10 protein-coding genes are annotated in these 11,995 nt (G+C 42.5%); 2 read left to right on the forward strand and 8 right to left on the reverse strand.

Annotation, left to right across the window (positions count from 1 at the left end; genetic code table 11):
- Nucleotides 1–193: 193 nt before the first annotated feature.
- The 8 genes from ACIFSR_RS06590 to ACIFSR_RS06625 all read right to left on the reverse strand — a co-directional run bounded on the left by ACIFSR_RS06590 (nucleotide 194) and on the right by ACIFSR_RS06625 (nucleotide 9,248).
- On the reverse strand, nucleotides 194–904 hold the full coding sequence (locus ACIFSR_RS06590; protein WP_430055963.1) for an ABC transporter permease: 711 nt from the start codon (nucleotides 902–904) through the stop codon (nucleotides 194–196).
- Nucleotides 901–1,749, reverse strand: a complete 849-nt coding sequence (locus ACIFSR_RS06595) for an ABC transporter ATP-binding protein (RefSeq protein WP_339206194.1) — start codon at nucleotides 1,747–1,749, stop codon at nucleotides 901–903. Before ACIFSR_RS06595 ends, ACIFSR_RS06590 begins: the two co-directional genes overlap by 4 nt.
- A 173-nt stretch (nucleotides 1,750–1,922) precedes the next feature.
- Nucleotides 1,923–3,020 (reverse strand): LytTR family transcriptional regulator DNA-binding domain-containing protein, encoded by a 1,098-nt coding sequence (locus ACIFSR_RS06600; protein WP_430055966.1) that lies wholly within the window; start codon nucleotides 3,018–3,020, stop codon nucleotides 1,923–1,925.
- Nucleotides 3,021–3,258: 238 nt separating this feature from the next.
- On the reverse strand, nucleotides 3,259–4,371 hold the full coding sequence (locus ACIFSR_RS06605) for a Ger(x)C family spore germination protein (protein WP_430055968.1): 1,113 nt from the start codon (nucleotides 4,369–4,371) through the stop codon (nucleotides 3,259–3,261).
- The gene (locus tag ACIFSR_RS06610; protein WP_430055970.1) at nucleotides 4,371–5,468 is read right to left on the reverse strand and encodes a GerAB/ArcD/ProY family transporter; all 1,098 of its coding nucleotides are present in this window, start codon (nucleotides 5,466–5,468) and stop codon (nucleotides 4,371–4,373) included. The genes ACIFSR_RS06605 and ACIFSR_RS06610 overlap by 1 nt, the downstream gene beginning before the upstream one ends.
- On the reverse strand, nucleotides 5,465–7,009 hold the full coding sequence (locus ACIFSR_RS06615) for a spore germination protein (RefSeq protein WP_430055973.1): 1,545 nt from the start codon (nucleotides 7,007–7,009) through the stop codon (nucleotides 5,465–5,467). Before ACIFSR_RS06615 ends, ACIFSR_RS06610 begins: the two co-directional genes overlap by 4 nt.
- Nucleotides 7,010–7,177: 168 nt before the next feature.
- On the reverse strand, nucleotides 7,178–8,530 hold the full coding sequence (locus ACIFSR_RS06620; protein ID WP_430055976.1) for a sensor histidine kinase: 1,353 nt from the start codon (nucleotides 8,528–8,530) through the stop codon (nucleotides 7,178–7,180).
- A gap of 1 nt (nucleotide 8,531) precedes the next feature.
- Nucleotides 8,532–9,248 (reverse strand): response regulator transcription factor, encoded by a 717-nt coding sequence (locus ACIFSR_RS06625; protein WP_339206184.1) that lies wholly within the window; start codon nucleotides 9,246–9,248, stop codon nucleotides 8,532–8,534.
- Between the two features lie 155 nt (nucleotides 9,249–9,403).
- Here ACIFSR_RS06625 and ACIFSR_RS06630 point away from each other — a divergent pair, with 155 nt between their 5' ends.
- Together ACIFSR_RS06630 and ACIFSR_RS06635 are read left to right on the forward strand one after the other, a co-directional pair.
- Nucleotides 9,404–10,066, forward strand: coding sequence for a hypothetical protein (locus ACIFSR_RS06630; RefSeq protein WP_430055979.1), 663 nt, complete (start codon nucleotides 9,404–9,406; stop codon nucleotides 10,064–10,066).
- Nucleotides 10,067–10,220: 154 nt separating this feature from the next.
- A complete protein-coding gene (locus tag ACIFSR_RS06635) occupies nucleotides 10,221–11,987 on the forward strand; it encodes a sulfatase-like hydrolase/transferase (RefSeq protein ID WP_430055982.1) in 1,767 nt (588 codons plus the stop codon).
- The last annotated feature ends 8 nt before the right edge of the window (nucleotides 11,988–11,995 follow it).

The following is an 11,995-nucleotide window of genomic DNA, read 5'->3' on the forward strand; positions in this document are numbered from 1 at the left end:
GCCTCTCCAGTCTGTAAGTGCCAATATACGAGCCGTAACAATATACTCCAATTATGCATGAGAATACACCAGCTTACAATTCTTTGATTCAGGAAAATGTCGAAAAACCCGGCCGCAAGCGGCTCGGGTTCTCTTGGCTTAAGCGGCAGCAAAATCATGCTGCTCCGTCCACCATTTCATATACTACTTTTCTTTATTCGTCCACCATACGTTTCTTGTATACGTACAAACAGACAGCATACATCGCAATAATCCAAACAAAAATGATAGCTAAATGGGACAATACGTCTGCCAGCCCCGCACCAGCCTCTACTTGCTTCGCTAGCTCAATCAGCTGCAGGTTTGGCATGTAATTGGCAATGGTCAGGATTGGATACTGATCTATCAACGGTGTAATCAATGACCCAAAAGCAAAAATGACAAAAGCCGGCATGATCGCAACGGAGGCTTCCATCACCGATTTGGTTAGCAAACCGATGAACGTGCCTAAGCCCAAGTAAAAAACGGAAGATAAAAATATTGCGATGATAATGACCAATAGGTTTTTCGGATGATAATCGGTAAGTAAAGCAGAGAGTATAATAATAACCGTGCTCGCAATAAAGCTTAGCAAGCTTTTGCCGCAAAAAATTTCGAAAATACTCGCCGGTGACAGCATGAGTCCGCGCAATGTGTTTTTTTCTTTCTCTTCAGCTACCAAGGCCGACTGCACATAAGTAGCTACTAAAATTAAGGCCATATTGATGATCAAATAATGTACATCAATGGTATTCCCGCCAATGCGCCCAAAAAAAGCAGCAAGGATTAAAGGAAGGATCAATGTCGTGGTTATATACATGTTTCGAGATACGTCTTTATAGTCTTTTTGCAAAATGGCCCTTACTCGCTTCATTGAAAATGTCATGATAGTTTCCTCCCAGTCACTTCTACAAAAATATCGCCTAATGTTGGAAAGTTCGATTGAATGGATGCTACTTGGTTTTTGCTCATATAGTCAAATACCTTCTGCGCCCCTTCAGACCCCTTTGGTACAATAACCGTTGACCCATCAATTAGCTCCACTGTAATGGTTGCATCGCTATGCTGCTCACGCAGCTTCTTTGGTTCATCGAGCAATTGAATCGTTCCATTGTTTAGGAAAGCAACGCGGTCACATAAAGTTTCGGCTTCATTCATATCATGTGTCGTTAAAAAAATGGTTGTACCCTTTGCTTTCAATTGCAACAAGCCTTCATAAATATGCTTCGTATTTACAGGGTCAAGCGCTGATGTGGGCTCATCCAGAAACAAGAGCTCTGGTTCATGCAGGAAAGCCCGAGCGAGAATGACCCGTTGAAGCATGCCCTTGGATAATTTAGATACCATCTTCTTGCTCTCTTGCTCCAAATTCACCATCTGCAGCACGACATGAATCCGGTCTTCGGGCACATCGTATAAATCACAAAAAAACTTCAAATTATCGTAAACAGACAAGCGAGCATACAAAGACGTATTGTCTGTAATGATTCCAATTTTTTTGCGATACTTCTCTTCTCGCAATTTACTCGTGGGAACTCCAAATACATAGGCACTCCCCGAGGTCGGCTTCGACTGTGCTGTTAATATTTTGATGGTTGTTGTTTTGCCCGATCCGCTTGGTCCTAGAAATCCGAAAATCTCACCCTTCCTTACGTTAAAGGAAACATTCTTTAACGCCCTGGAATTCGAAAATGATTTCTCTAATGAAGTCACTTCAATTATATTTTGCATGCCGCTCTCAACCTCCGTTGTATTATCCGATCTACCTTCATCTTAGGCGAGAGCAGGGAGAGACGCATTATAATCGCATTGAATGGAGCATACAAAGGGGTGAATGATGCTTATTACGGGCTGAATAGCGCAATAATCACGTGGTTTGGAGCAGCGGTTTCGGTGAGTGGCGCTTATTTAAGCCCGATCATTTCCTTTAACTCAGCCATTTTTGTTTTTGACAGCGGTACGTTAGTCTTTAAATGATCATCAAGCACCAAGCTATAGCTATTGCGTGTGAAGGTAATGACTTCTCTTACCTTTTGCAAATTAACGATGTAAGAACGATGACAACGAAAGAAACCATACGTCTGCAGTCTTTCTTCCAGCTCATTAATTTTGAAGGATGTTGGATACATCTCCCCTTTAATATAGAGATTCGTTTGTCCTTCACTGCTTTCGATATAATCAATTTCCGGAGGATTAAACAATATAATTTTGTCATTCATTCGTGTCGGAATTTTCTCAAATCTGACGTGCTGAACGATAGGCTCATCATTTTCAAGCTCCTCAACACTATCTGTATTAGATAGCACAGGTTCTTCCTTTTTATCCGCATCTTCTGGAGATACTAATTTCGGTTCCTCTTCTGTATCTTGAACATCAAAAGCTTTGAGTCCCTTCTCATCCAGACGATAGACACGGCTTGTCACACTAAGCGCTGTTTCCATATTCCCCGTGAGCACGAGAATCGCTTTGCCGCTCTCCCCGAGTGTATGCACCATTTTATGAAAAACAAGCTTCGTTTCAAGGTCGACATTCTGATCCGGCTCCTCAAAAATGTAAAGGGCAGGATCTTGAAATAATAAGCGTGCAAACTGAACTCGCCTTTTCTCTGACAGGCTCAGCTTCGTTAGGCGCTTATTGGCTTTCAGATCGAGCTTGACGATGCGGACAGCTTCATCGATGGATAGGCTTGAATCGTATAGCTGTTTAAAGAAACTAAAGTTTTCTTTGACCGTCAGCCGTTCATAAGAGCCATCTTGCAACAGCAGAAGACCTATCTTACTAAGAAAACCCTTCCTGTTGTTTGCAAATGACAGCTCATTCACTTTAATTTCCCCACTGGAAATCGGCAGTTTTCCTGTCAGCATCGCTAATAACGCATTTCGGACATTCATGCTCGAATAAAGCGCGACCACTTCATGACATGCAATTTCGATATGAAAGGCAGGAAATACGAGTACGTTTTCGGTATATCTCTCTAACTCATTAATGGTAAGAACCGACACATGATCACCTATTTTATCTATAATTTAAATGTCATATTTTCATTGAACTTAACTATTATACATGACCCTAACTATATGCTGAATACAGAATTTAGGTATTTTACTCTTTTGCAAATACAGATATCCAACTCTACATTGACTCGTTTTTCTAATCAACAAAAAAAGCCCACAACCTATTTCCGTTGTGAGCATATTAGGCGAAGACTGGTGCTAGCGGCATCCAAATCCCCACCTATCATCATCTGTTCGAGCCCATTGCTTGGATTTTTATTTTCATTTTAACATTTATTTCCGCCCGAGAAAATGCTTCGCCCCAGTTCTCCTTTACCTCCTTCCAATGCTTGTATTCATAAGCTCTTGCATGTAAACCTAATCCAAATGGATCGATTTTGGCCTTTTGCGTCTTCTTAATTATGTTTCGCACTTGTTTATGAAACTCTTCTTCTATTTGTTTTTCTAACTCGGGGGCATTCTTCTCGACATCAAAATCAAAAAGACGTTCTGTCATAACAATGCCCATCTTCACCCCAATATTAAATTTGAAATGATTATCGATAAAACCAGCTTTTGTCTTCAATTGAATAAATGTAGGGTAAAAACTGGCTTTATTCTCTTGAGACAAGCCCTCGTCCGGCTGCTGAGGAAGCTTGAGTGAAAATGAAAATACGCCACCCTTTTCACCTTGCAATATTTTTAATAATTTTGTTTCGTTAATATCCAAGGTTAGTTTATATTTACCCGAATGATCCAAAAGTGCCGTACCCGTTACTGTTATTTGACCATCTTTTTTCATCTCTGTCATAAAAGGAGTTGTCCCTTTTTCTGTGAATTGACGATGAAGCTCTTGAACTGTCGTTTTAACTGTAATATTGCGTTGGTATGCGGTATCTATCAGTTTCAATAAATACAGAGGAAGACGGGGCTTATCTTTAGGCGTAGACATGGCGATTTCTGAAACGGCTCCATCTACCAAGACGACCCGAGACACGGTTGTGTTCTTTCCATCCCTGTACATTGTGTCCATAACTCTGAACCAGTGTTTATGCTGAACAACACGTTTACCAATGAGAATTACTTGAACCTTACCTCTTCTTGACAATGCAGTGATTGTAGCATCCAATTGTTCTATCGATTCTCTAATCGTAATGGCCTTAACGGTCATGTTCTCTTCCTTGTCCTTCGCTTCTTTATTAAACACCGGGCTAGATGAAGAAATAACAAGATTTCCATCCTCATCTAGATCGATTCCAATCATCAGACCGAGTGAAATATCTTCAATGTCGATCCGATCCGCACATCCCGAAAGAACGGACAGTGATAACAGAAGACCAAATAAGTAAATGACTCTCATTAGCTATCACTCCGTTGAAATCGATTATATATACGGATATATAGGTAAAGGAAGATAGGACACACATATACGAACCATATTCCTACTTTACTAATGAATTCCGTCCATTGACCCGTCTCATTCCATGAAGGATGAAGAAAAACAGTGAGCACAACGAACGACAATAGAAGGACAGTTCCGAACGGAGCTGCATTTTTTGTACCAAATAGGAAATTAGCGCCAAAGGCTGCTCCGAACATGTAAGGAAGCCACGCCGTTGAAATAACAAACAAATAGAGTGCCAAAAAAATCATATCAAAACGCTCTAAAAAATGAAATTCAATCATCTTCAATAAATTAAATAGTGGCTGATTATAGTCTGTAATCCCGTCTGGACTAAAGTAGGCGAAGCAAATCAAGGTAACTCCTAGATAAACAAAGAAAGTAATCGAATTAGCTATGACGATTCCGCGAACAGCCAAATGCTTTGTTTTCAAAAAAGGATATAACACCAACACAATCTCAAAACCGAGAAATGAGAAAACTGATGACTCTACCCCATCAAAAATAGGTTTCCAACCTTCCTTGATGATCGGAAGGAGATGAATCCATCGAGCGTCTTTCAGTGAAAACAGTAAGAGAAAAAACATCCAAATCGTCATATAAAAAACAAGCTCAGAGTATCTTCCCAAAACATGCAGACCTTTTCCAACAATAAGAAATCCAGGAGCAATGATTAAACAAACTACAATATAATCCGGGGTTATTTGCAAAAACCAATGCTTGATAAATAACATCGTTAATGACAGTATCGTCCAAGTGAAAAAAGCGAAATAAAAAATAATAGGAAGGGCCATTGCCTTCCCCACAAACTTGCCAAAAAGACGGATCAACAAATCAAAAATGGTGTCATCCGGGTATTTCTCTAAAACCTTTACGATAATAATACTTGCAATCAGATTTAAGAAATATCCCAAGATGAGTGTTATCCATCCGTCGGTCCCTGCTTTCAAAGCAAGCTCTCTGGGGAGAGAAAACACCCCAGTTCCCACCTGACACCCTTGGATGATAAAAATAAACTGCATGAATGTAATTTGGTTTAGTCCATGTTTCTTCAAGAACCCTCATCCTCCCGATGATTTTTCTGTCTGATGGATTGTAAGGGCATCGTGCTTTTGGGTCGCTTGAGCATAGACCATAAAGGAAAACGAACAAAAACATCCTTCATTTCAGCATATCTCCAAGGAGCTAACGGGCTTCCGTAGGGAGTTCCCAGCGATTCCAAAGAAACGAAATGAGCAACTAAAACAATCGCTCCGGTGACAATTCCCACTATGCCAAACATCGAGGCCAGTATCATCATCGGGAACCTTAGCAGCCTTATTGAAGCCCCCATATCATAGTTCGGAATGATAAACGAGGCTATTGCAGTAGAGGATACGACGATGACCATAAAATTGCTTACAATTCCTGCCTGAACAGCCGCCTGCCCAATAATGATGCCTCCAACAATACCAATCGTTTGACCGATCATTGCAGGCAGACGAATTCCTGCTTCTCTCATCATTTCAAGTACGATTTCCATCAAAATAGCTTCTATAATAGGTGGAAATGGCACCCGTGATCTGGTCTCCGCAATTGATAGAATGAGCTGTACCGGAATGACCTCGTAATTAAATGAAATGAACGCTATATAAGCAGAGGGTAAAAACAATGCAATAAATAAAGCAAAGAAACGAAGAAGCCGAATAAAGGAAGCACTCAACCAGCGGCTATTGTAATCATCAACGCTTTGAAAGAAGGTAATAAAATTTACGGGAGCAATCAACACAGTGGGCGATCGATCCACGATAACGGCAAATCTTCCTTGGAGAATATGTGATGCGGTCGTATCTGGTTTCTCCGTCAAAATAACCTGCGGGAACGGCGAAAACGGATTATCCTCAATGAATTCAGCTAACTCTCCTGTATTCATAATGGCATCAATATCAATAAGATTGATTCGCTTTTCAAGCTCTTTGAGTAGCTCTGGATTAGCCACATCAGCCAAGTATATAATGGAGAGCTTTAATTTCCCGCGTTGTCCTACAATCAGCTCCTTGATCTTCAGTTCACGATTAGGAATATATCTGCGAATCAAAGCAATATTTTGACTACCTGTTTCTACGAAGCTTTGGTGTGCTCCACGAAGTGACGCTTCAATACGAGAGTCTTCAACCGCTCTTTGCGGCCAGCCTTTCGTATCATAAATGTAGACCTTGGCCTGTCCTTCGACAAAAAGCACACTATTCCCTTGCAAAATAGCATTTTCTATTTCATCCCAAGACCATCCGATACGAATCTTTCCTACACTTACTTCGGGTAAGCGATTATATTGTTCAGGAGAACCATTAATTAACTCATGCAAAATATTGTTATGTATATATTCCTTATTTACTAATCCCTCCAGATATACAAGTGTCGTAGAGTTACCTTCCTGATCCGTTTGGATTTGTCTGATAATCAAATCTGGTGTTAACGTGAACAGCTGTTTGAGGTAAACAATATTAGTTGACATATTTTTGCTAATGGGAGGATCTTGAAGAGATGAGGCACTATTAGTCGGTATCCGATATTTTGATTTTCGGTTTCCTCTAAAAAACTTCATGTACGAAAACACAAGGAATCATCCTATCTCGTTTCTGTCTATGGATTTAAAATATTCATTCCAAGGATCGACAAAAAGCGACTAAAAGATACTCCGCGTGTATTACTGGATATAAAAAGAAGCCTTCAATCCCACTCCTATTGTGGTTTTGAAGGCTTCTTCCTTATGGCTTACTCCTACTCATGCGGCTATTGGAAATCCAAGAGAAAATATAGCACCGCCGCCCTTGCGGTTATCGGCAGTAATGAGGCCCCCGCATCGTTCCACAATCGCTCGCGATATAGCTAGGCCGAGGCCAGACTCCCCGTCCTTGCCTTTCACAAAACGATGAAATAAATAAGGAAGCAGCTCATCCGGAATGCCGCCGCCATCATCGGACACCGATATTTCTATGCGGCCTTTCTTAGCCGAAGCATGAATATAAATATTTTTGTCCGCATGTCGAATCGCATTTGTCACAACATTAAGCATCGCTTGAAGAAGCTTGTCTTGGTCTGCTCGTACAATCAGCTGTTCATGCTCATCATAGCTTGGATGCAGTGTAATTCCTTTTTTGACGAGCATAGGGTTTACACGTTCAATCGTCTCCGCGAGCAAATCCTTTAAACACACCAACGAGGGCTGATAAATATCCTCCTCGCTGTCGAGCTTCGCTAACAACGTCATTTCGGTCACCAGATTTTTCAGCCTGTCACTTTCACTTAAAATAATGTCCAAGCCTTTATAAACACCTTCACCTTCAAATACTCCGTCTCTAATGCCTTCCGCATAACCCGCAATGGACATTAAAGGTGATTTCAGCTCATGTGAAGCATTTTGGAAAAACTGCTTTTGCGCACGGTTAAAGCGATTAAGCTCGTCAGCCATTTCAAAAACGACCTGTGCAACAGAACCAATCTCTCCCCCTGCCTTTACGCGTTTCACCTTGGAAAACTGGCGGCTCTTCACCTTTGTCAATTCTTCCTTTAATTTCATGAGCGGCTTGATTAGCTTCCTTGTGATCAAATGGCTAAGCACCAGCATGAGCATTCCGCCCACACCAAATACAAGAAGCAAACGTTTCAGCAGCGCCTGCTCTATTTCTTTAACTTTGCTAACTGGCGTAAAGACCGTCAGCGTACCCTGCGGAATGGCGTTCACTTCAACAAGAAACCCTTTATCCGTACCGTTCACTACCTTACCAACGCTCGCAATGGCTGCTGTCTCCGTGCTCGACGCTTTGCCGGCCTGCAAGGTTTGTATCGGCAATACCTCTTGCATAATATTTCCTTGGGCATCCGTCACGACGGCTTCAATGGATGAGTTAATTGATAATGCACTGGCAGAAAGAGTCACCCGGCTATCCTTCGCTGATTGGGTCACCATATCCGTCTTCATAGTAGCGGACAGCGTTGCGCTTGCCATCTTCAATTCTTCCTTCTGCGCAACCATAAAATGATCTAATAATACATAATGAATTAATAGCGCAGTGATTGATAAAACAAGCACAAGCGCGATGCCAAATGCGAGATTAATTTGATGAACGAGCTTCATATTAATACACACCCCGATCCGTTCTCATTCGATAGCCATGACCCCATACCGACTCTATAGGTAAATGTTCTATTTTTTTTCGTATTCGTTTAATAAGATGATCGACTGCACGATCGCTGCCGAAATAATCGTCGCCCCAGACGAGTGTGAGCAGATCAGCTCTAGCAAAAGCACGATTCGGCTGCTCAATAAACACCTTGAGCATCGTGAATTCCTTGCTCGTCATGTCCACTTCCTCGCCTTGCCAGAATACACGTCTTTCCTCCAGCATCAATTGAAGCTCACCGAGCTCCAGCCGTGACAATGGCGTTGCAGCATTCGCCGTGTTTTCTTCGGCTTGGTTAATTTTATACCAGCGTTGGAGCTGCCGCTTTATGCGCGCCATCAGCTCGCGAGGACTAAACGGCTTAACTAAATAATCGTCGCTCCCAAGCTCCAAGCCTAATATTTTATCAACCTCTGTATCTTTGGCTGAAATCATAATAATGGGAACTTCTGCCTCATTCCGAATTCGCCTGCATAGCTCATAGCCATCCATTCCCGGCAGCATAATATCGAGCACCCACAGATCCGGAGGATTGGTTTGCCACAGCTCCCATGCGTCCTCTGCATTTTCCAAACCGATTGTCTGGTAATTTTCCTTCTGCAAATAAATCTCGACTAAATTACGTATATGAAAGTCATCATCCACAACGGCGATGCGATAATTGCTGTTCACCTTCACTAACCCCCTGAACATTTCTTCTATAAGTATACCAAGCCCACAATCACAATGGGGTCGTGCCATCGTTTTTCCACAAATACACCAATGTTCTGACACAGCCTTCTTGTAGAGTAAGACGAGTAAGACAAACCCATTAGGAGCGTGAAACCATGAACCATAAGTTGATTATTTCCAGAGTTGTCCTTTCATCTGCTTTATTAATGTCCGCTGTTGCAGGCCCTGCCATCTCGAATGCAGCGTCTAAAGCGCCAGCACCTGAAAAATTCTCTATGCTGCAAAACGTAACAGCAAGCACTTTCATCTCCGCAGATGCAACGACTGGTGTAGCTGTGGTCAACAGCTTTACTAATCCGCTCGACTTAGCCAAAAAGTATGCACCTGACACACTAGCGGACTGGCAGGATACATTAGACCAATATGAGAAAACGATCGGCAGCACTATGAAAAACCTCATTTCATCTGTTGAAGCAATACCAGCAATTTCAGCTGGCAAGGAAACGATCTCTATTTCTAAATCGGAGAATGTCGGAACTTTATCAATGAGCACTGCTGCAGTGAAAATCTCAGATTCCAATAAACTAAATATTGCACCAGCTGATGTCGTTCAGCTTGATAAGAATACAGGTACGGCAGTTCAAATGACTGAAGCGACTATTAGCGAAGCAGACAGCGCTGACATGGCGTTTATTAGAGCAGAGATTAAGCTGGCGCAAGCAGTTCAAGCTGAAGATGCTGCTGCTATTAAGCAATCACTTAGCGAGCTTCTTGTACAATACAAACAGCAAATCGCTGAATGGAAAGCAGAAAAGTAAAACCTATAAAAAAGGAAACAAGCTCACCTCCTTAATGAGGTGAGCTTGTTTCTTTTTTCGTATATGCTTACGCATCTAACGGTAGAAAATTACTGTTTCTAAGCTTTACAGCATAATTTAAAGTGAAGTCTTTAGCCAAGGATGTGTGTATGCCATGAAACGTAATCAGCAAGCTTCACGAAAGCTCGATAAGCCTAATTTTCTTGTCATCCTGGTGGATGAGGAACGTTATCCCCCTGTATATGAGAACGCCGAAATAAAAAAATGGCGCAAAAAAAATCTAATCGCACAGGAGTTGTTGAAAGAAAACGCTATGGAGTTCCATAGGCACTACATCGGGAGCTCCGCATGCTGCCCAAGCCGGGCAACCTTGTTTACCGGACATTACCCGTCGCTCCACGGCGTCAGCCAAACGGTTGGAATCGCCAAAGAGCCTTTCGATTCCGATGTGCATTGGCTGGATAAAAACACCGTTCCTACGATGGGCGACTATTTCCGCGAAGCCGGCTATCAGACGCACTACAAAGGGAAATGGCATATAACCTATGCAGATATTATCGTCCCTGGCACCCACAACAGCATTCCAAGCTTTGATCCTTTGACAGGCGTACCTGACAGAGAGCGAAGCGACTTATATTACCAAGCTAATCGCTTAGATGACTTCGGCTTCTCTGACTGGATTGGTCCGGAGCCAAATGGAAAAAATCCGCGTAATTCCGCCTCCTCTGCAGGTTTTGGAATAAGCGGACGTGATGTGGTTTATGGTGAGGAAACCGTGATGCTGCTTGAAAACCTTGATCGTCAAAAAAGCAATGATAAAAATGCCAAGCCATGGTTAGTCATTGCTTCCTTTGTTAACCCGCATGATATTGTTTTGTACGGTGCGCTCACCGCGCATCTGCCCGCCTTCCGTTTCGAAGTGGAGCCTACGGTACCATCGGTTTCCCCGGCGCCAACGATGAACGAGTCGCTGCTTACGAAACCAAGCTGCCAAGCAAGCTATCGCGATACTTACCCTAAGGCGCTGCAGCCGATCATCGACAATCCATTTTACCGTCAGCTTTATTACCAGCTGCAAAAAAATGCCGATCAGCAAATGTTAAAAGTATACGAGGCGCTTGCTCGCTCATCATTTTATGACAATACGATCGTTATTTTCACCTCAGACCATGGAGATTTGCTCGGATCTCACGGAAATCTTCATCAAAAATGGTACTGTGCCTATGAAGAGTTTCTGCATGTGCCATTCCTTATTCATAATAAGCATCTTTTTCCGCATAATAAAAATGTGGATACCCTTACAAGCCATGTTGATTTGCTGCCTACTATGCTTGGACTTGCGAATGTGGACATCCATACCATTCAATGCTGCTTGCAAAAGAGATTCAGCGAAGCCCGCCCTTTTGTTGGGCGCGACCTCACTCCTATCATTTTGGAACAAAAACAAGCGGTAACCGGCGATAGTCCTGTATATTTCATGACCGATGACGACGTGACACGCGGCCAGCACCAAGTAAATCCACTCGGGGAAGCCTATGCATCCGTTGTTCAGCCTAATCATATTGAGTCTGTCCTCATGACGATCATTACCGATGGCAAGAAACAATTGTGGAAATACTCCCGTTACTATGACAACGTGCAATTTTGGAGCCAACCAGGCGTACAAGATGTAACCTTTTTGCAAGCTGATGCTGCGAAAGGTGAACAGTACCCGCTGTGGGCGACACAAGTGAAAACGGAGCCGGCTCCTGAGGAATTTGAGCTGTACAACTTAACCGAAGATCCTCTAGAAAATCGCAATCTTGCGAATCCAGCCTATGCCACGCAGCATACGAAAGAAATTGAAACATGGATGATGGAGCTGCTAAATGAGCAGCGCATGCAAAAACGTCTTGTCCCAGCGGATACAGGCATCACTTAAAGCCATGA

This window comes from Paenibacillus sp. NRS-1760, from assembly GCF_050467785.1.
Lineage (GTDB): Bacteria > Bacillota > Bacilli > Paenibacillales > Paenibacillaceae > Pristimantibacillus.

Excerpts from the sequence above, each read along its gene's own strand:
- ACIFSR_RS06590 (WP_430055963.1), bottom strand. The coding sequence starts at position 904 with ATGACATTTTCAATGAAGCGAGTAAGGGCCATTTTGCAAAAAGACTAT.
- ACIFSR_RS06595 (WP_339206194.1), bottom strand. The coding sequence starts at position 1,749 with ATGCAAAATATAATTGAAGTGACTTCATTAGAGAAATCATTTTCGAAT.
- ACIFSR_RS06605 (WP_430055968.1), bottom strand. The coding sequence starts at position 4,371 with ATGAGAGTCATTTACTTATTTGGTCTTCTGTTATCACTGTCCGTTCTT.
- ACIFSR_RS06620 (WP_430055976.1), bottom strand. The coding sequence starts at position 8,530 with ATGAAGCTCGTTCATCAAATTAATCTCGCATTTGGCATCGCGCTTGTG.
- ACIFSR_RS06630 (WP_430055979.1), top strand. The coding sequence starts at position 9,404 with ATGAACCATAAGTTGATTATTTCCAGAGTTGTCCTTTCATCTGCTTTA.
- ACIFSR_RS06635 (WP_430055982.1), top strand. The coding sequence starts at position 10,221 with ATGAAACGTAATCAGCAAGCTTCACGAAAGCTCGATAAGCCTAATTTT.